15 protein-coding genes are annotated in these 19,226 nt (G+C 64.9%); 2 read left to right on the top strand and 13 right to left on the bottom strand.

Features of this window, described 5'->3' with window-relative positions; translation table 11 throughout:
* The first annotated feature begins 18 nt into the window (after nucleotides 1-18).
* A complete protein-coding gene (locus tag RE429_RS03680; protein WP_414473028.1) occupies nucleotides 19-927 on the top strand; it encodes an N-acetylglucosamine kinase in 909 nt (302 codons plus the stop codon).
* Nucleotides 928-1,005: 78 nt separating this feature from the next.
* Nucleotides 1,006-1,908, top strand: a complete 903-nt coding sequence (locus RE429_RS03675) for a sugar kinase (RefSeq protein ID WP_414473027.1) — start codon at nucleotides 1,006-1,008, stop codon at nucleotides 1,906-1,908.
* A 96-nt stretch (nucleotides 1,909-2,004) separates the two neighbouring features.
* Here RE429_RS03675 and RE429_RS03670 read toward each other — a convergent pair whose 3' ends face one another.
* The 13 genes from RE429_RS03670 to RE429_RS03610 form a co-directional block, all read right to left on the bottom strand.
* Nucleotides 2,005-3,588, bottom strand: a complete 1,584-nt coding sequence (locus RE429_RS03670) for a peptide chain release factor 3 (protein WP_414473026.1) — start codon at nucleotides 3,586-3,588, stop codon at nucleotides 2,005-2,007.
* A 287-nt stretch (nucleotides 3,589-3,875) separates the two neighbouring features.
* A complete protein-coding gene (locus tag RE429_RS03665; RefSeq protein ID WP_414473025.1) occupies nucleotides 3,876-4,991 on the bottom strand; it encodes a succinylglutamate desuccinylase/aspartoacylase family protein in 1,116 nt (371 codons plus the stop codon).
* A gap of 69 nt (nucleotides 4,992-5,060) precedes the next feature.
* Entirely contained in the window at nucleotides 5,061-5,996 is a 936-nt protein-coding gene (locus tag RE429_RS03660; protein WP_414473024.1) for a glucokinase, read from the bottom strand.
* Nucleotides 5,997-6,097: 101 nt separating this feature from the next.
* Nucleotides 6,098-7,909 (bottom strand): glycoside hydrolase family 15 protein, encoded by a 1,812-nt coding sequence (locus RE429_RS03655; protein ID WP_414473023.1) that lies wholly within the window; start codon nucleotides 7,907-7,909, stop codon nucleotides 6,098-6,100.
* Nucleotides 7,910-7,913: 4 nt separating this feature from the next.
* Nucleotides 7,914-8,684, bottom strand: a complete 771-nt coding sequence (gene otsB, locus RE429_RS03650) for a trehalose-phosphatase (RefSeq protein ID WP_414473022.1) — start codon at nucleotides 8,682-8,684, stop codon at nucleotides 7,914-7,916.
* Entirely contained in the window at nucleotides 8,677-10,911 is a 2,235-nt protein-coding gene (locus RE429_RS03645) for an alpha,alpha-trehalose-phosphate synthase (UDP-forming) (RefSeq protein ID WP_414473021.1), read from the bottom strand. The genes otsB and RE429_RS03645 overlap by 8 nt, the downstream gene beginning before the upstream one ends.
* A gap of 399 nt (nucleotides 10,912-11,310) precedes the next feature.
* A complete protein-coding gene (locus RE429_RS03640) occupies nucleotides 11,311-12,633 on the bottom strand; it encodes an HlyD family type I secretion periplasmic adaptor subunit (protein WP_414473020.1) in 1,323 nt (440 codons plus the stop codon).
* Nucleotides 12,634-14,409 carry a type I secretion system permease/ATPase gene (locus tag RE429_RS03635; RefSeq protein ID WP_414473019.1) on the bottom strand — a complete coding sequence of 592 codons (1,776 nt, stop codon included), beginning with the start codon at nucleotides 14,407-14,409 and terminating at the stop codon, nucleotides 12,634-12,636.
* Between the two features lie 670 nt (nucleotides 14,410-15,079).
* On the bottom strand, nucleotides 15,080-15,208 hold the full coding sequence (locus RE429_RS03630) for a hypothetical protein (protein ID WP_414473018.1): 129 nt from the start codon (nucleotides 15,206-15,208) through the stop codon (nucleotides 15,080-15,082).
* Nucleotides 15,208-16,257 (bottom strand): cytochrome d ubiquinol oxidase subunit II, encoded by a 1,050-nt coding sequence (gene cydB, locus RE429_RS03625; protein ID WP_414473017.1) that lies wholly within the window; start codon nucleotides 16,255-16,257, stop codon nucleotides 15,208-15,210. The genes RE429_RS03630 and cydB overlap by 1 nt, the downstream gene beginning before the upstream one ends.
* An 11-nt stretch (nucleotides 16,258-16,268) precedes the next feature.
* Nucleotides 16,269-17,705, bottom strand: a complete 1,437-nt coding sequence (locus RE429_RS03620) for a cytochrome ubiquinol oxidase subunit I (RefSeq protein ID WP_414473016.1) — start codon at nucleotides 17,703-17,705, stop codon at nucleotides 16,269-16,271.
* Nucleotides 17,706-17,855: 150 nt separating this feature from the next.
* A complete protein-coding gene (locus RE429_RS03615; protein WP_414473015.1) occupies nucleotides 17,856-18,659 on the bottom strand; it encodes an MBL fold metallo-hydrolase in 804 nt (267 codons plus the stop codon).
* Nucleotides 18,660-18,813: 154 nt separating this feature from the next.
* A complete protein-coding gene (locus RE429_RS03610) occupies nucleotides 18,814-19,200 on the bottom strand; it encodes a hypothetical protein (protein ID WP_414473014.1) in 387 nt (128 codons plus the stop codon).
* Between the last annotated feature and the right edge of the window lie 26 nt (nucleotides 19,201-19,226).

The following is a 19,226-nucleotide window of genomic DNA, read 5'->3' as shown; positions in this document are numbered from 1 at the left end:
AAGGGCTGAAGAAGCGTCATGGCATTGGGGCTTGGCATCGACGCGGGCGGAACGGCGACGCGCTGGCGATTGGTGGACGATGAAGGACGATGCGTCGCTCGGGGCAATGCGGAACCGCTGACCGGCCACCTGTTTTCCGCGGCCGCCGAGGAGCGGGCCCGCCAGATCATCCTCGACATGGCTCAAGCCGTTCTGCGCGAAGGCAAGCCCCTCGGCATCGTCGCGGGCATCACGGGCCTGACCCGGGACACGCCGTCCGAAGCGAAGATGCGCGCCCTCTTCGCGGAGATCTTCGAGCTTGCGCCCGACAAGGTCTTCGTCGCGGAAGATATGTGGATCGCGTACCTGTCCTATTTCGCCCTGGGGGAAGGCATCCTCGTCTATAGCGGCACGGGTTCCATCGGCTATTACCTGTCGGACGCGAAGGAGGTGATCCGGGTCGGCGGACGCGGCAACCTGATCGACGACGGCGGCTCCGGCTTCTGGATCGCGCGCGAAGCTCTGAAGACGATTCTGCGCAAGGAAGAGGAGAGCCCCGGCGAAGGTTGGGCCACGACCCTGGGCCGCCATCTCGAGAAGGCCCTCGGCGGCACGGACTGGAACGTGGTGCGCTCCTTCGTCTATGGCGGGGACAGGGGCAAGATCGGCTCCCTCGCCAGGGCCGTCTCGGAGGCCGCGAGAGCCGATGACCAGACAGCCCTGCGGATCCTGCAGGAGGCCGGCGAGGAGCTGGCCCGTCTCGCCAACAGCCTGACGAAGCGCATCGGCCCCCGGCCGGTCGCCCTGGCGGGCGGCAGCTCCCGCCTCCACCCCATCGTGGCGGAAGCGTTCCGGCGGGACCTGGTCGCCCCGGTCGAGTTCATCACGACCGATCTGGATGCGGGCCTGACCGCGGCGAGGCTCGCGGCCACGCTGAACAGGGCGTGACCATGGCGAGGCTTGCCTAATGTCCTCTCCTCGTCCAAGACTTCCGTCTTCATTCGGACCGAGATTGTTGTTGAAGCCATGCAAGCCCTCTTCGTAGGCCAGACCTATATCGACGTGACGTTCCTGGCGGACGAACTCCCCACGGGAGACGAAAAGACCGTTGCCCGGGACTATGCCATTTCCTTCGGGGGCAACGCGGTCACGGCCGCCTTTGCCTGCGCGAAGCTCGGCATTGCGCCTGATCTTCTGACTTCGATCGCCGACGATTGGCTGGGCCGCATGTTCATCGACATGGCGGCGAAATACGGCATTTCGGTCCATCACCGGAAAGTGAAGGAATCCTCGCTCTCCTTCATCATGCCGCGTGGCGGCAAGCGCGCCATCGTGCGCTGCCGCGACGATCACTATCTTCATCCGGTGCCGCCGCTCAACCTGCAGGGTTGCCGTGCGCTCCATCTCGACGGCCACCAGGCCGATGCGGCGATGCACTATGCCAAGGCCTGCCGGGAGGCCGGAATTCTCACCTCGCTCGATGGCGGCGGTCTGCGCTCCAACACCCATGAGCTTCTCGAGTTCATCGATGTGGCCATCGTGGCCGAGCGCCTCTGCGAGCAGATGGACCTCAGCCCCAGCGGGATGCTGGCCTATCTGAAGGGTCGCGGCTGCAGGATCGGCGGCGTGACCATGGGCGAGCGCGGCATGCTCTGGTACGACGAGACCGGTACGGAAAGCGTTCTGCCCGCCCTCAACATTCCCGCATCGGCGGTGGTGGACACCAACGGGGCGGGCGACATCTTCCACGGCGCTTACGTCTATTCCGCCATGGCGCGCTCCGAACTGCCATGGCGCGAGCACTTCATCTTCGCCCGCGCGGCATCCGCCCACGCCATTCAGCATCTCGGCAACGAGGCGAGCCTGCCGAACCTGAACGATATCGCGGAGACGCAGGCGCGGTTCAGCGAGCGGAAGCTGGCAGCCTGAGGGCCCGGCGTCAGGTCCTCATCGTCATGGTCGGGACGAGCCCAGCCATGACGCGGACAGTAAAGGACGCTCAAGAGCCAAAAAGAAAGGCGGCTGTTAAGCCGCCTTCTTCTGATAGTCCTTCACGTCCGAGAACCGGATCGCCTTGTAGCGATCCATCTCGTATTGAAGGTTGAAGGCGTTCGCCGCCATGAATACGGGCGCCTCGTCGAGATCGCGCGCCATGGACGACAGGTGGCTCTCGATGAACTTGTCGAGCTCTCTTTGGTCATCCGCCGTGATCCAGCGGCAGATCGAGAAGCGCGTCGGCTCGTAGTCGATTGGCAGGCCGTATTCGGCGCCCAGGCGCTCCTTGAGCACGTCGAGCTGCAGCGCCCCGACGACGCCCACGATGGCGCCGGAGCCATCCTGCGGAACGAAGAGCTGAACGACGCCCTCCTCCGCCATCTGCTGCAGCGCCTCGCGCAGCTTCTTGGCCTTCATGGCATCCTGCAGCTTGATGCGGCGCAGAATTTCCGGAGCGAAGCTCGGAACGCCGCGGAACACGATGTCCTCACCCTCCGTCAGCGTATCGCCGATGCGCAAGGTGCCGTGATTGGGAATGCCCACCACATCGCCCGCCCATGCCTCGTCCGCGATCGCGCGGTCCTGCGCGAAGAAGAATTGCGGCGTGTTGAGGCTCATGGGCTTGCCGGTGCGCACGAGCTTCGCCTTCATGCCGCGCTGGAGCTTTCCGGAGCAGATGCGCATGAAGGCGATGCGGTCGCGATGGTTCGGATCCATGTTGGCCTGGATCTTGAACACGAAGCCGGTCATGCGGCTCTCGCCCGCTTCCACGAGGCGCTTGTCCGCCTCCTGTCCGCGCGGGGGCGGAGCGTATTCGGCCAGGGCATCGATGAGATCGCGCACGCCGAAATTGCGCAGGGCGCTGCCGAAGAACACAGGCGTGAGATGGCCCTCGCGGAAGGCCTCGAGGTCGAACGGCTTGCAGGCTTCCTGCGCCAACATCACCTCTTCCTGCCAGACCTCCGCCTCTTCCGGCGGCAGCAGGCCCAGCACCTTCGGGTCGTCCGGACCGGAAACGGGCATCGGCTCCTCGTCCGTGTCGATGCGGCGCACCACGTTGCGCCGCAGATCGAAGGTGCCGGCGAAGCTCCTGCCCTGACTGATGGGCCAGGTGACGGGCGTCGTGTCGAGGGCGAGCGTCTTCTCGATCTCGTCGAGCAGATCGAAGGGGCTGCGCGCCTCGCGGTCCATCTTGTTGATGAAGGTCACGATCGGAATGTCGCGCATGCGGCACACTTCGAAGAGCTTGCGCGTGCGCGCCTCGATGCCCTTCGCGGCGTCGATCACCATGATGGCCGAGTCCACCGCCGTGAGGGTGCGATAGGTGTCCTCCGAGAAGTCCTCGTGGCCCGGCGTGTCGAGCAGGTTGAAGACGCATCCGCCGTACTCGAAGGTCATCACCGAGGTCACGACCGAGATGCCGCGCTCCTTCTCGATGCCCATCCAGTCGGACCGGGTGGAAACGCGGTTCTTCTTGGCCTTCACCTCGCCCGCGAGCTGGATCGCGCCCCCGAACAGCAGGAGCTTTTCGGTGAGCGTGGTCTTACCCGCGTCGGGGTGCGAGATGATGGCAAAGGTTCGGCGGCGGCCCACAGGGGCCGGAAGGTCGGTCATGGCGCTCAGGTACTTCAGGGAAACCCGGTTGGAGGACAGAACGCCGCAGCGCTCCGCCCTTTCGTATCATTCTTCTCACCCCATATGGGGGTTTCCCGTCAACAGCGAAAGGAGGTGATCCAGTGTCTCATTGTCATACCTTACGGTCCCCGGTTGCCGTGACCTGGATCTTGGCCTCTGCCGAGATCGGTGCGTAACGCACGTGAAGTCCGGCTCCTCTTGGGGCCGCGGAACCGACAATGGAAAGGCCGCCTTTCACGAGGCGGCCTTTCTTTTTGCCTTGACGGTCAGGCGCTGAGCAGCTTGCCGGTGCGCTGGGCCGTGGTGCCGGCCACCTTGGCGAGCCGCGCCCCTTTCGTGACGAAGCGCTGCGCGATCCGGGCGAAAACCACCCCCTCGCAGGGGGATTTCGCCTGGGTGACGGTCCCCGTCTGCGGGTCCACGATATCCGCGATCACGTCTCCCGCTTTCACCCGGTCTCCGATCTGGGCGAGGAACACCACGATGCCTATGGCGGGCGCCGAAACCGGCTCGGACGCAGCGAGCGGCGTCGGGCGGCAATGCGGGGCCGGGATCTGGGGAGCATCCCCTGCGACGACACCGCGCAGGGTCATGTAGGCGATGAGCGAGGCCGCATCGCGCCGGCCCAGCTCATGGCTCACATCCCGCTCGCCCCGGAATTCGAGAGTGGTGGAATGGCAGCCGAAGGGGATCGGATGATCCGGGAAGCGGTCGGCCAGCTCGCCCCAGGGGCGGCTGCAGGCCTCGTCGAAGGGATCGTCGCCCGATTCGTCCGCAAGCAGGTAGGCCTGGGCGCCGATGAGCGCGGAGAGCGGCGCGAACTCGTCCGCCGAGCGCGTGTGGGTATAGAGATGCTCGACGGCCTCCGCGTCGCAATGCAGGTCGAGGACGATATCGGCCTCGATGGCGAGGGTGAGGAGCGCCTTCTTCATCACCTCGGCGGGATTGCTCGTCTCCCAGGCGTCGAGCTCGGCGCGCAGGGCCTCGCGGATCAGGCGGACATTGGCGTCCGGATCGGCCGAGAGCTTTCCGTCGATTCGCTCGGCCGCCTTAGGGACCAGATAGGGATAGCCGCGGTTGAAATTGAGCCCGTCGGCGAGATTGAAGCGCCCGATGTGAGCGCCGAGGACGCGCTGGGCGAGGCCGATCGGGTTGGCGGACGGAACCAGGATGATCTCGCCCTTGATCCTGCCCTCCGCCTCGAGCGCCACGAGGCGCTCGCGCAGGTGATGGGCCGCGATCATGCCGGGGATCTCATCCGCGTGGAGGGAGGCCTGCACATAGACGCGCGGGCGCGCGCCGGCCTCGCCGAAGCGGTGAACGGTCAGCGACAGGCCGGCACCGGGAGCAAGCGGCGAAAGGGCGATCTGTTCTGTTTTCATGATGGACGAAGGGTTGCGTCAGCCTGAGCGAGGTTGCAGTGAACCGTGCCCAAGAGGCCGGGCTCCCTCTCAGGCGGCCCACCCTTGCGACTTGAACACGAAGCGTCCCGGATTGGTAACGATTGCGGCAAGCCCCTGCAAGGCCGGCTCCGCATTGACGATCACGAAAGCCGGCACCCTGCTCGCCCAGGCCTCGTGAGGCGCCTTGTGGTCGAAGGCCTCCCGGAAGCCGCCGCTCTGGAGAATATCCACCATGCGTGGCGCAATGCCGCCGGCGATGAACACGCCGCCGGAGGATTCGAAGGTCAGCGCCATGTCGCCCGCATAGCGCCCGAGCCAGCGGGAGAAGAGGTCGAGCGAGGCCTGCGCCAGCGCGTCTCCGTCCCGGGCGGCGGACAGGACATCGTTCGGTTTGTCGTAGGGGCAAGCCACGCCGCGATGGGCCGCGATCGCCTTCGCGATACGGAAGAGCCCGGGACCGGACAGCACCACCTCGGCCGAGACCCGACCCCCGACCCGCTCCAGATGCGGCCAGAGCGCCGCCTCCTCGTCCGTCGCCGGTCCGAACTCGATGTGTCCCGCCTCGGTGGCCAGGATCGCCAGGCGGTCCTCGACGGGAACCAGCGCGCCCGCCCCGAGACCGGTGCCCGGCCCGAGCACCACCCGGGCGCCCGGCCCCGGACGGCCGCTGCCGATGGGGGCGAGATCCCCCTTCTCCTCGCTCAACACCGCCACGGAGGCCGCGACGGGCGTGTAGTCGTTGACGAGAGTCACGCGCTCGAGCCCCAGGGCCCTGCCGATCACCTCGGCGTCGATCACCCAATGCGCGTTGGTGAGGCGAATGGCGGGCGCATCCACCCGGGTCGCCACCGCGATCATGGCCGAGCGGGGCGCCTCTCCCTGATATCCCTGCAGGGCGATCCTGATGGCGCCGACCGGATCGGGCGTCTGGGCGGTCAGGGTGCGGGGCAGCAGGTGAACGGGCGCGCCGGGCGCGGGCAGCACGGCGAATCGTGCATTCGTGCCGCCGATATCTCCAAGCAGAACGGGAAATGCGAACATCGAGAGAGCCTATCCTCCTGTAACCCCGAACGGAGCAGCCACCCTCAGAGCGCGTCTTCCCAGCTCCGGCTCAGGCGCACGGCGGAGTTGATGAGACCCACCATGGAGTAGGTCTGGGGAAAATTGCCCCACAACTCGCCGGTCGTGAAGTCGGCATCCTCGGAAAAGAGACCGAAAGAATTGCGCAAGCTCAGGATGCGCTCGAACAACTCCCTCGCCTCGGCCCTGCGCCCGATGGCGTTCAGGGCATCCACGTACCAGAAGCCGCAGATCATGAAAGCCGTGTGCATGCGGCCGAAATCGTCTTCCACATCATAACGCAGGAGAAGATCCCCGCGCCGCAGGGTCTTGCCCACCGCATCCACGGTGGCGATGAAGCGCGGATCGTCCGGCTTCACGAAATTGAGCTCGGAGAGCAGAAGCAGCGTCGCGTCGAGATGCTCCCCCCCGAAGGACGAGACGAAGGTTCCCTTCGCGGGATTGAAGGCCTGCTGATCGATCGTGCGATGCATCCGATCCGCATTCTCGCGCCAGAAGGCGGCCCTGTCCTCGCGCCCCATGGCGATGGCGATCTTGGCGAGGCGGTCGCAGGCGGCCCAGCACATCACGCTCGGAAAGGTGTGCACGGCCGCCTTGGTGCGCAGCTCCCAAGGTCCGGCATCGGGCTGATCGAACACCTCGATGGCACGCTGCCCCAGCTCCTCGAGATGCGAAAACAGGGCCCGGTTGCCCACCGCCCGGATCAGGCGCTTGTCGAGGAACGCGTGCACGGAGGCGAGAACGATGCTGCCATAGGCGTCGTTCTGGATCTGCGTATAGGCCGCATTGCCCACACGCACGGGCCCCATGCCGCGATAGCCCGCCAACGCGGTCGCCTCGCGCTCCTCGAGATCGGGAGAGCGCGTGATGCTGAAGAGCGGCGGCATATCCCTCTGGTCGGGAATGGCTTTCATGTCGTCGACGATATTGGTGATGTAGGTGAGGTATTCCTCCATCGTCTTCGTCGTGCCCAACCGGTTCAGCGCCTGGATGACGAAATAGGCATCACGCAGCCAGCAATAGCGGTAATCCCAGTTGCGCTGGGTGTTCGGCGCTTCCGGCACGGAGGTGGTGAGCGCCGCCACGATGGCGCCCGTTTCCTCGAAATTGCAGAGTTTCAGCGTGATCGCCGCGCGGATCACCGCCTCCTGCCAGTCGAACGGAATGGAGAGCGAGCGCACCCAGTCGCGCCAGAAATCGATCGTGCTGTCGAGAAACTCGCGGGCCGTCGTATCGGTTTCGGAGCGCAGCGGCTCGTCCTCTCCGAAGAAGAAAGAGATCGGCCGCTCCACCACGAAAGGCCGCTCCTCGTGCACGTAGGAGACGGAGGCATCGGTCGTCAGCCTCAAGGAATAGTGCGGTCCCACGAAACGCAGGTGATTGCTGCCCCGGGTCGTGCCCGGCGCGCAGCCGCCCCATTCGTAGTGCGGCCGCAGCCTCACGCGGATGCGGGGTCGTCCCTTGACGGGCGTCACGCGGCGGATCAGCAGCGGCGGCCGGAAGGTGCGGTCGAAATGCTTGAAGCGTGGGGCGAAATCCGTGATCTCGAGGATGTTGCCGAAGGAATCCGTCATGCGGGAGACGAGGACGGCGGTGTTCTGCAGATAGCATTGCTCGCAGCTGACCATGCCGACCATGTCGATGGCGAACACGCCCTGCTGTTCCGCATCCGTCCGCCCCTCCGGGCAGTCGAGCAGGGCCGAGAAGACCGGATCGCCATCGAAGCGGGGAAAGCAGCTCCAGACGATCTGAGCCCGGCGGTCCACCAGGGCCGAGATCATGCAATTGCCGATGACGGCGAGGTCCAACGAACTCATCTGATCAATCATCCAGGTTGAAGGGGAGACAGCCATCCGCAGCCCATATGGACAGGCAATGTCGCAGATCGGCCGGCGTTCCCAGGCGAACCTTGGCAAGGGTATCGCCGGAACCGATCCGAATGGACAGGCCACCGTGGGCGTTCACCGTCTTGAAGCCGTTCTCGTCGGTCAGGTCATCACCGACGAAGATGGGCCGGCGTCCCCGATAGGGCGCCTCGTGGAGGAAGTGCTCGATGACTTTCCCCTTGCCGGCCGCCGATGGAAGAATCTCCGCCACCGCCTTGCCGTGCTGAAGACGGTATTCGTTTCCGAGAGCCTCGACGGCGGCATGGGCCGTGGCGAGCGCGAACTCCTTTTCCTGCGGCGCGAGACGCCAGTGGATGGCGACGGAGCAGCCCTTGTCCTCGATCAGGACGCCGGCCTTGCCGGCGACCACATCCGTCAGGCGACCGATCATCCGGCGCAGCTGGGGATGCTCGTCCGGCTCGCACAGATGAAGCTCGCCCGCGATGCGCTGTTCGAGGCCATGCAATCCCGCCATGTCGAAGCGACGAGGCTGGAAGTGCCGATCGAGAAAGGCGATGGGCCGGCCGCTGACGATGGCGAGCGCGCCGCCGAGCCTCTCCTGAAGGCGCAGAAGAATGCCGGGCAGCGCCGGGTCCACCACGACCGCCTCCGGACGGTCCACGATGTCCACGAGCGTTCCGTCGAAATCGAGAAAGAGAGCATAGGCCTCCTCCTCGCGGGAAGTCTGAACGGGGATGTCATACATGGGCGACGGCCCGGTTTCTGCCTGCTGCGATCAATCGCCGGATTCTCTGCCGCTTGCGCAGGCGGGACGCGGCGAGCAGCATCTGCCCGGCCCAGCGATAGACGTTGCGTTCCTTCACCTGATCGCGCATCAGGCGCATCCGCTCGCGCTGCTCCGTCTGGGGCATCGTGAGCGCGCGGTTGATGGCCTCACCCATGGCATGGGCGTTGTAGGGGTTCACGATCAGCGCTTCCGACAGCTCACGCGAAGCGCCGGCGAAGGCGGACAGGATCAGGACGCCCTCCTCGTCGTCGCGTGCCGCCACGAACTCCTTGGCCACGAGGTTCATGCCGTCGTGGAGGCTCGATACGATGCAGAGGTCGGCCGCCCTGAACAGCTCGAACACCTCGTTGGGCTCGTGGTGCCGGACGAGCAGCTTGATCGGCTCGTAGCCGTTGCCGCCATGCCGCTCGTTGATGTCCCGTGCGAGCGCCTCGGCCTCCTCCTGCAGCTGCCGGTAGTTCGCGAGCTTGCTGCGGGTGGGAGCCGCCACCTGGACGAAGGAGAAGCGGCCTCGCCATTCGGGGTGCTCGGTCAGCAGCGCATCGATCGCCTGCATCCGGTCGAGAATGCCCTTGGTGTAATCGAACCGTTCGATGCCGACGCCGATGCGCATGTCCAAGGGAAGCCCCAGCCGCTCGCGCACGGCCCGACGGCATTCCTCGACGGGCTTCTGGCCCTCCAGGGCGGTCGGGGGCCACTCGATGGAAATGGGATAGGGACGGATCAGGGTTTCCTCGCCGCCGAAGGTGATCGAGTCGTTTTCCCGGTTGATCCGGCTTTCCACGTAAGAATCCACCGCATCCATGAAGTTGTTGCAATGGGCCTGCGTGTGGAAGCCGAGGATCGACGAGCCGAGGAGGCCGTCGATGATTTCCTCGCGCCACGGACAGATGCCGAAGGTTTCCGCGTTCGGCCAGGGAATGTGCCAGAAGGTCACGATGGTCGCCTGCGGCAGCCGGTTGCGGATCATGCGCGGCAAAAGGGCGAAATGATAATCCTGCACCAGAATGATCGGGTCTTCACGCTTGGCCTCCGCCACGATGGCATCGGCGAACTTCTCGTTGACGGCGCGGTAATACTGCCAGTCCTGTTCGCGGAAGACCGGCCGCACGAAGGCGATGTGGCAGAGCGGCCAGAGCCCTTCATTGGCGGCGCCGTAGTAATAGCCGTCCTGCTCCTCGTCGGTCAGCCAGACCCGGCGCAGCGTGTAGGTAGGGTGGGAGGGCGGCACCGGCACCCGGTCGTTCGCGTCCACCGTGTCGCGGTCCGCCGTTCCGCTGCCATGGGCCACCCAGGTGCCGCCGCAGGCGCGCACCACCGGCTCCAGGGCGGAGACGAGCCCGCTCGCCGGGATCTGCAGCGAGATCCCTCCGTTTTCCGTCCGGTTGTGAATGTAGGGCTCGCGGTTCGAGACCACGATCACCTCGGACCCCGACAGCTCGTTCGACAGGGCGGCGCGAAGGGTCTCGGGGCTCCAGTCCGTATGGGCCGCATCGATGGTCCGGCGCGAGGCCTCCAGCTCCTGCAGGACGTCCCGGATTTCCTGGCCGAGAGGAATGATGTCCTCCCGCTCGGGCGGGCTGGCCGCGCCCGCGCGGGCATTGTCCAGGGCCTGCCGGATGGAGGCGAGCCATCGGCGCATGATGAACGCCGCGATCAAGGCCGCGAGGGCGGCCGCCCCGAAGGCCACGCCGACGAGAGCCAGGAACAGGTAATTCCGGGCCTCCCCGCCGCGAAGTTCCGCGTAGCTCAGATCATGCAGCACCACCAGGTGTCCCTCGCGCCCTGCGGCGGTGAGCGGAAACGAACTGACCAGGATGTTGCGGCCGTCGCTGCGGATGGTGGAAAAGCTCACGGTTTCGCCCCTGGCCGCCTGCTCGCAGGAAAAGGACGGCGGCATGTTCCGGGTCGGCGAACGCAGTTCCGACCCGTCGCAATAGCCGATGGCGAGAACCCGCTCGTCGGAGGCGATCCGCTCGAAGAGATTCGTAAGCCTTCCCTCATCGTTGCGCGCCAGGAAACCGGCGACCTGATCCCGGGCGGAATTGAAGACGAGCTGGGACCGCAATTCCACATCCCGCCGCGCCCATTGCTCGACGAAGGAGGTGGCGAACGGGAGAACGGCCAGGATGACGATGGCCGCAACAAGCAACGCAATACCGCCGAAGCGAAAAATAATCCTCAAACCTCTGCTTCCTCAGGATACCCAAGACATGTCGAGTGAGCGCGGGCGAAATATCGAAATCCTTGCGACGTTTCGTCCGCGTTCGGGCGTTGCCTTGGAGGCCCGCCCGTCTCTGTTATGGGTTCCCGTATCGAACTTTCCAGGTTTGAGGCCGGGTCCGGTGACCCGGGCATTAAAAAACCGCGCCAGGCCTCGTGGGCCTGGCGCGGTCTGAACGATACCCCTTCGAGGAGTCCTGCGAAGGGCCCCGGCACTCGGGGTTCAGAGGGAAATTTCCCTTTCGAACCAGACCGATGCTACAGCATCGGACGTGAAATCGACCTCACGTCCGATGCCTTAACATTTTAATCTTGAGCATCTTTTCACGCAAAACCGGTTCCCACTTTTGCGTTCGATGCTCTAGTGCTCGCGGAAGGCGCGGGCGATCTGATCCTTCATGGGCTTGAAGAAGTATTCCAGGGGCGTGCGCTCGTTGACCTCGACGAAGACCTCGGCCTGCATGCCGGCGATGAGATGCAAGCCCTCGAGGCGAGAGATCTCCTCCTGGGGCAGCTCCACGCGGATCGTATAGAACGTCGCGCCCGATTGCTGGTCGCGGGACACGTCCGCCGAGATGCGGCTGACCTTACCGTGCAGGTCGGGCATCATGCGCGCATTCGAGGCATGCACCTTGACGGTCGCCTTCTGGCCCATCTTCACTTGGTCGATGTCGTTGGGAAGCACCTTTGCCTCGAGCTCGAGCTTGTCGTTCGTGGGAACGATGAGCATGACGGGCTCGGCCGGAGAGATGACGCCCCCGATGGTGTGCACGTTGAGCTGGTGGACGTAGCCGTCGCTCGGCGCGCGGATATCGGTGCGTTTCAGCTGATCTTCAGCCGCCACCCGCCGCTCGCTGTATTCGGCGATCTTGCTCTGGATATCGCGCAGCTCCTGCATCGCTTCCGCCCGCATCTGCTCGTCGATCTGGATGATCTGGAACGAGGTTTCGGCGATCCGGCTTTCGGCCTGAGCCACGGAGGCGACGAGCTGGCCGCGCTGCCCCTCGATGCTGGCGGCATCGCGCTCGAGCGCGTTCAGGCGCGGGAGCTGGACGAGGTTCTTCTGATAGAGATCGCGCACACCGACGAGCTCTTCCTTGATCAGAGAGGCCTCGCGGGACTTCGCCTCCTGCTGCGCCTTCAGGCCCGTGATCTCGTCCTGGGACTGGGAGATGCGCTTCCTGAGCTGATCCTTCTGGGCGTCGCGCGTGGCGCGGCGCGCCTCGAAGAGCGTGCGCTCGGAGGCCAGGATCTTCTGGATGGCGGCTTCGCCGAGGCGATCCGCGAATTCCTGCGGCGTCTTGACGTCGTTCGTGCCGTCGCGCTCGGCTTCCAGGCGCGCCTGGCGCCCGATGAACTCGTCGAGCTGCTTGGACACCACCAGAAGATTGGCGCGGGTCAGGGTCTCGTCCAGGCGCAGAAGGAGGTCGCCCGCCTTGACGCGGTCGCCGTCCTTCACCTTCAGCTCCCCGACGATTCCGCCGGTGGAATGCTGGATCTTCTTGACGCTGCTGTCGACCACGAACTGGCCGCCCGCCACGACGGCGCCCGACAGGGTCGAGGTTGCCGCCCAAAGCCCGATCGTTCCGGCGAACAGGGCGATCATCGACAGGCCCGCGACGCTCGACCGGCGCAGAACCTTCTCGTGCAACGAAGGCTTCTGGGGTTTCTGGATGACGATCATTTAACCAACCTCCCGCAGGTTGCCCGCCTGCGCCTGCGCCGGCTGCACCCGCACTGCGGGCGCTGGCGCCGGAGCCATATTGCGTTTCATCACGCCCTGCAGAACTTCGTCCCGCGGGCCTATGGCCTTGATGCGGCCCTCTTCCATGATGGCGACCTGGTCGACCTGCCCGAGAGCGGCCGGGCGATGGGTGATGACGATGACGATGCCGCCGCGCTGCCGAACGGCAAGGATCGCCTGGTTCAGGGCTTCGTCGCCTGCGCCGTCGAGGCTCGCATTCGGCTCGTCGAGCACGACGAGGAAAGGATCGCCGTAGAGCGCCCGGGCCAGGGCGACACGCTGGCGCTGGCCGCCCGACAGGGAAGCTCCGCCTTCGCCGATGCGCGTATCGTAGCCGTCCGGCAGGTTGAGAATCAGCTCATGCGCGCCGGACACCTTCGCGGCGGCGATCACGTCCTCGGGCTTCGCATTCGGGTGGAAGCGCGAGATGTTCTCCGCCACCGTGCCCTCGAACAGCTCCACGTCCTGCGGCAGGTAGCCGATGTGGCGCCCGAGATTGTCGGGCTCCCATTGGTCGAGGGCGGCGCCGTCGAGCCGGATCTCGCCGCGCAGGGTGGGCCAGACGCCGACGAGGGCGCGGGCCAAGCTCGACTTGCCGGAAGCGCTGGGCCCGATCAGGCCCAGGCCCTGGCCGGCCTGCAGCCTCAAGGAGGCCGCCTGCACGATCGGGAGCTGGGCGCCCGGAGCCGAAACGTAGACCTCCTCCACGGAGACGGCCTGCTTCGGGGCGGGCAGCGGCATGCGCTGGCCCTGCGCCGGAACCAGGGTCATGATGTGCTGGAGGCGACGATAGGCCTGGCGGGAGGCGGTGAAGCCCTTCCAGTTCGCCACGGCGATTTCGATGGGCGCAAGGGCGCGGGACATGAGGATCGATCCCGCGATCATCAGGCCGCCGGACATCTGCCCCTCGATCACCAAGAGGGCGCCGAGGCCGAGGATGCCGGACTGCAGGGCCATGCGGAACACCTTGGCGAAGGCGCTGATGCCCGCCGAGGATTCGCTGGCGACGAGGCCGTCATTGACGTGGCGGACATGCACCTCGTCATAGCGCCTGCCGAGATGGCCGAGCATGCCGAGGGCGCGGATCGCCTCCGCGTTGCGGCGGCTGCTTTCCGCCAGGGCGTGCCGTTCGGCGCCGCTCTTCGTCAACTCGTAGGACGGCTCCTTGCTCTTGGCATCCGTGTAGATCGTCAGAATGATGATGCACACGCCGCCGATCACGGAGAAGACGCCGATCCACGGGTGGATCATGAAGCAGCCGATCAGGAAGATCGGCATGAACGGCATGTCGAAGAGAGCCGTGGGGCCCAGGCTCGACAGGAAGCCGCGGATCGTATCCACGTCCCTGATCGGCTGCATGCTCTCGGCCGCCTTGGCGCCCTTCAGAGGCATGGTGGCGACGAGGTCGAAGACGCGAGGCGCGAGGATCTCGTCGAAGCGGGCGCCGATGCGGGCGAGCATCCTGCCGCGCAGCATGTCGAGACCGCCGGACAGGGCAAAGGCCGCCAGGGTGATCAGCGAAAGCCCGATAAGGGTCGGAATGCTCCGGCTCGACAGGACCCGGTCGTAGACCTGGAGCATGTAGATCGAACCGGTCAGCGCCAGAATGTTCACGACAGCCGAGAAAATGGCGACGTTCGTAAAGGAAGGCAGGCACGATTTCAGAGCGTCTTGGACTTCCGTGCTCTCTTCCCGATTTCTCGATGTTTGCTTCATTATCTCTTTCCATCGATGGTCCGGCTGCGCGGCACACCGTTCAGTTCAGCGGATCTGTCGACAGGTTATATCCTATCATACGATCCGCTGTCGTGCGACAACTTCGATGTCGGGCTTTGGACCATCGGAGCATCCTAGCAGGTCCGGGTTCGATTTCCCTGCCGTCGTGATGCTCTTAAGGATAGCGAGATGCCCCCAAAGTCGGCGCTTCCGTTACGCCATCTAAGTTGTAACCCTATTTCATACGCAAATGTCAACTAAAAGTGTCGTCAAATTTTCAGAAGGCGTCGTCTTGCCCTCTATTCGGAGGGAAACGTAATGCCCCCTCTCGTTCGAAAGTAACTCTTCATTAATACAATGCGCGGTCAGTGACCCAGAAATGAGGTCGCATTATGAACACGACCGGTAGCGCCGCCGCTTCCTGTCACGAGGGGTCCGAAGGCGGCGGAGAGGACGTGGGCGCCATTGAGAACCCCGGCGCAAGAGCATCATGCGAAAAAGCGGACCCGGTTCTTCGCCGGAACGATGCGCTCCTTCCAAGCAGGGAGCATCGGTCTTGAGGACCTTCTCACCCGGCTCGAAGGCCAGATTATGGCAGGGCTGAAGGTCTCTCATGACGAGCAGCCGCATAACCCCGATGGAGATGCGTGCGGCCAGATCCCGGTCGTTCTCATCGCGGGATGACGAGCTTCAACCCATAGACCAGGGCGGTGAAAGCCGCGAGACTCGCGAGATAGATCAGCACGAACCACATGAGGCGCTTCAGGCGCCCCCGGGGCGGGTGCGTTTCGGCCGCCATCAGTAATACCCGTAGCCGCCGCCCCGGATGTCATCGGCCACCTTCCCCCGAAACACGTAATAGGCATAGGCCGTGTACGCGAAGGTGATCGGCATCACGATGGCGAAGCCCACGAGCGCGAAGAGCTGGGAATGAACGGTGTTGGCCGTATCCCAGATCGTCAGGTTCGGCGGCACGATGTACGGGAACAGGCTGATGCCGAGCCCGAGATAGCCCAGCAGGAAGAGGCCGACGGCGAGGAAGAACGGCCGATAGGGGCGCCCTTCGTCCAGATCGCGGAGCAGGCGGTAGGCCACATAGGCGGTAATCAGCGGAACCGGCGCCACGAAGGCGACATGGGGCCAGGAGAACCAGCGCATCTCGATCTGCCGCCCGAGGAACGGGACCCAGACGGACACGACCGCCATGGCGAGGACCGTCGCTCCCAGGAAACGCACCGCCATGCGCCGCGCCCAGATTTCGAGCTCGCCCGTGGTCTTCATCACGCACCAGGTCGCGCCGAGAAGTCCGTAGCCGCAGATGAGGCCGAGGCCCGTGACGACGCTGAAGGGCGTGAGGAAGTCGAAGGTGCCGCCGGTGAACTGGCGCCCGTCATTGGCAAAGCCCTGCACGAAGGCACCCAGCACCATGCCCTGGAAGAAAGTCGCCAGCAGAGAGCCGAAGAAGAACGCGTTGTCCCAGAGGAATTTCGAGCGATCGGACTTGAAGCGGAACTCGAAGGCCACGCCGCGAAAGATCAGGGCGATCAGCATGAGAATGATCGGCACGTAGAGCGCGGGCATGAGCACCGCATAGGCGATGTGGAACACGGCGAAGAGGCCGCCTCCGCCGAGAATGAGCCAGGTTTCGTTGCCGTCCCAGATCGGAGCCACGGAGACCATCATCCGGTCGCGCCAGTTCTCGCTGCGGGCCGCCTTGAAAAGGATGCCGACACCGAGATCGAACCCGTCGACGATCACGTACATCGCCACGGCCACCGCGATCAGCCCGGCCCAGATCAGCGGCAGCCAGAAGGCGAGACCCTCGTATTCATTGCCATAGCCGAACATGCGCGCGCCTCCTATTCCGCCGGCTGGGCCCGATGGCCGGACCTGCCCTCGATCCCTTCGTCCGATGCGGAGAACGGACGCTTCGGCTTCTTGCGGAGATCGTCGCCGCGAATGTCCTCGACGGGATCGGGCCCGCGCCGCAGAAGCTTGGCGAGATAGTAGGAACCGAATCCGAAGATGAAGGCATAGACGACGAAGAAGGTGAGGAGCGAGGCCGTCACCGCTCCCGCCGCGACGGGCGAGACCGCATCGGCGGTGCGCAACAGCCCGTAGACCACGTAAGGCTGGCGGCCGATTTCCGCCGTGAACCAGCCGAACAGCACCGCGCCGAAGCCCGAAGGCGTCATGAGCATCGTGGCGGCGAGGAAAATTCTGTCGGTGAACAGCGTTCCCTTCCAGCGCAGATACAGGCTCCACAAACCGATCCCGAGCATGGCGAAGCCCAAGCCCACCATGATGCGGAACGAGAAGAAGACGGGCCAGACCGGCGGCCGGTCCTCCCGCGGCACCTCCTTGAGTCCGGGCACGACGCCGTCATAGGCATGGGTCAGAACCCAGCTGCCGATCTTCGGAATGCCGATCTCGTAATGGTTGGTTTCAGCCTCCGCGTCGGGAATGGCGAACAGGCGCAGCGGCATGTTGGACATGCGCTCCCAATTGCCTTCGATCGCCGCGAGCTTCGTCGGCTGATATTCCAGCACCCCCAATCCGTGAAGGTCGCCGATCACGATCTGGACGGGCACGAAGATGGCCGCGAACCACAAGGCCATCGACATGGAGCGTCGGGAAGCCGCGAGCTTGGCTTCCGGCGCGTCGTGCCGGTGGCGAAGGAGCATCCACGCCGACATGCCGGCGACCGCGAAGGCGGTGGTGATGTAGCAGCCCATCACCATATGCGCGTAGCGCAAGGGAAAGGACGGGTTGAAGACGACCTCGAACCAGTCGACCGGCACCGCCTTGCCGTTCTCGATGGCGTAGCCTGCCGGCGTCTGCATCCAGGAATTGGCGGAGAGAATCCAGAAGGCGGAAATCAAGGTTCCCAGGGCCACCATGCAGGTGGCGAAGAAATGCAGCCGGTCGCCCACTCTTTCCCAACCGAAGAGCATGATGCCGAGAAAGGCCGCTTCCAGGAAGAAGGCCGTGATGACCTCGTAGGCGATGACGGGACCCAGCACATTGCCCGTGAACTCGGAGAAGCGCGACCAGTTGGTGCCGAACTGGTAGCTCATGACGATGCCCGACACGACGCCGAGGCCGAAGGATACGGCGAAGACCTTGACCCAGAACCGGAAGAGATTGCGGTAGAGCGGGTTCTTCGTGCGCAGCCAGTTGAATTCCAGCGCGGCGAGCCAGCTCGCAAGGCCGATGGTGAAGGCCGGAAAGATGATGTGGAACGAGATCGTGAACGCAAATTGGATGCGCGACAGTATCAGGGCATCGAGTTTCATACCGCCTCCCTTTCAAGCATCGCCCCGAAAGTGGAAGCCACGTTTCAGGATCCGTCCGACGTGTCTCTCCCGGGCGGGACATCGGACGATGCCCCGCCGTCCAGCCCTGGCTTTTAGGGCGCGGACCGCACGGGACCAGAGGCTCCGGTCCTAGGAGTAGCGGGAACGCGGAAGAGATTCCGCGTAAAGCGGCCGCCACCCGGTGCTGAGGCGCTGCAGGGCTTCCAGCTCGACCGGGTCGTGGCTGCAGAAGATCCGCACGTTGGTGGAAGGGTCGTTCGCCAGGTCCCGCAGCCGTTCCTGGTTGCGCAGGCGCATGGCCCGGTTCTCCTCCATCAGCGTCTGATAGGCGAGAAGGCCCGGCGTGCAGGACGGCTCCTCATCCATTTCGTGACGGTAGAAATAGGCGTCGCCCGCGTTGAGAAGCCAGCCTTCCGGCAAATCGATGGCGATCCCCGCATGCCCCATCGTGTGGCCCGGCAGCGGAACCATCAGGATCTCGGGCGGCAGGCCGTCGAGATCGCGCACGGAATTGAAGCCGAACCAGGTCTCGCCCGACGGATCGTAGAAGCGCCAGTCGCGCACCTCGTCCCATTGCTCCGGGCGGTAGCGCCGCCGATGGATGAAGCCTTGGCGGACCTCCGCCTCCTCCGCTTCCGCGCGCAGCACGTGAACCTTCGCCTCGGGGAAATCCTCGAGCCCGCCCGCATGGTCGAAATCGAGGTGCGTCAGAACGATATGGCGAACGTCCCGCGGTGAAAAGCCCAGGTTCCTGACCTGCTCGAGCGCCGTGTCGCGATGATCGAGCCGGATCCGGTTCATGGTGACGAACAACGGGCTCATCCGCCCGTAAGGGTCGTCCACGTCGCGGGATCCGAAGCCGGTATCGACGAGGACCAGCCCGTGGCCGTCCGTTTCGACCAACTGGCAATGGCACACCAGCTGCCCGGTCATCCCCCGGCTCACCCCATCCCAAAGCCGTCCTCCGACCGGACACATGCAGCCGCAATTGAGATGATGGATGCGCATGGGACAGCCTCGCTGGCGGGATCAAGCGAAAGCCTAACGCCAGAGCCGAGGAGAATGTTCGAGGCGATGCGGGCCGCAGCTAGCCCTTGCTGCAGGCGAAGGGAGGAAACGTGCTCGCCGTTCCTGCATTCATGGCGGCGACGACCATCATGTTCGCGATCGCCATCTCCTCGTCGGAGCGAGGGCAGACGTCCGCCTTGGCCGTGCAGCCGGACGCCAGAAAGGCTTCGTGCCGTTCGAGAAACTCCCGTCCTAGGCCCTTGCCGAGGCCCTTGCCGAGGCCCTTGCCGAGGCCCTTGCCGAGGCCCTTGACCTTCATCCGGTCGAGGGCCTCGCCCCAGGCTTTTTTGTAGCGGGCGCACTTCACCTCGACCCAGCTCGGCTCCTGCGCGGCCAGGCGCGCGGCGCCAGCCGATCCGGCCAGCATGATCGCGAGTGACGTCAATGTTACGATCGAGCGGCCCATCTCATCCCTCGGCTCCTGCGTCGAGG

This window comes from Microvirga sp. M2, assembly GCF_047497095.1.
GTDB lineage: Bacteria > Pseudomonadota > Alphaproteobacteria > Rhizobiales > Beijerinckiaceae > Microvirga.
This window is presented reverse-complemented; position numbering and strand designations above follow the sequence as displayed.

Bases quoted from the DNA above. Each gene is read 5' to 3' on its own strand.
- RE429_RS03610 (WP_414473014.1), bottom strand. From the start codon at position 19,200: ATGGGCCGCTCGATCGTAACATTGACGTCACTCGCGATCATGCTGGCC.
- RE429_RS03630 (WP_414473018.1), bottom strand. From the start codon at position 15,208: ATGGCGGCCGAAACGCACCCGCCCCGGGGGCGCCTGAAGCGCCTCATG.
- RE429_RS03655 (WP_414473023.1), bottom strand. From the start codon at position 7,909: ATGAGTTCGTTGGACCTCGCCGTCATCGGCAATTGCATGATCTCGGCC.
- RE429_RS03640 (WP_414473020.1), bottom strand. From the start codon at position 12,633: ATGATCGTCATCCAGAAACCCCAGAAGCCTTCGTTGCACGAGAAGGTT.
- RE429_RS03670 (WP_414473026.1), bottom strand. From the start codon at position 3,588: ATGACCGACCTTCCGGCCCCTGTGGGCCGCCGCCGAACCTTTGCCATC.
- RE429_RS03620 (WP_414473016.1), bottom strand. From the start codon at position 17,705: ATGAAACTCGATGCCCTGATACTGTCGCGCATCCAATTTGCGTTCACG.
- cydB (WP_414473017.1), bottom strand. From the start codon at position 16,257: ATGTTCGGCTATGGCAATGAATACGAGGGTCTCGCCTTCTGGCTGCCG.
- RE429_RS03675 (WP_414473027.1), top strand. From the start codon at position 1,006: ATGCAAGCCCTCTTCGTAGGCCAGACCTATATCGACGTGACGTTCCTG.
- RE429_RS03665 (WP_414473025.1), bottom strand. From the start codon at position 4,991: ATGAAAACAGAACAGATCGCCCTTTCGCCGCTTGCTCCCGGTGCCGGC.
- RE429_RS03680 (WP_414473028.1), top strand. From the start codon at position 19: ATGGCATTGGGGCTTGGCATCGACGCGGGCGGAACGGCGACGCGCTGG.
- otsB (WP_414473022.1), bottom strand. From the start codon at position 8,684: ATGTATGACATCCCCGTTCAGACTTCCCGCGAGGAGGAGGCCTATGCT.
- RE429_RS03615 (WP_414473015.1), bottom strand. From the start codon at position 18,659: ATGACCGGGCAGCTGGTGTGCCATTGCCAGTTGGTCGAAACGGACGGC.
- RE429_RS03635 (WP_414473019.1), bottom strand. From the start codon at position 14,409: ATGAAGCAAACATCGAGAAATCGGGAAGAGAGCACGGAAGTCCAAGAC.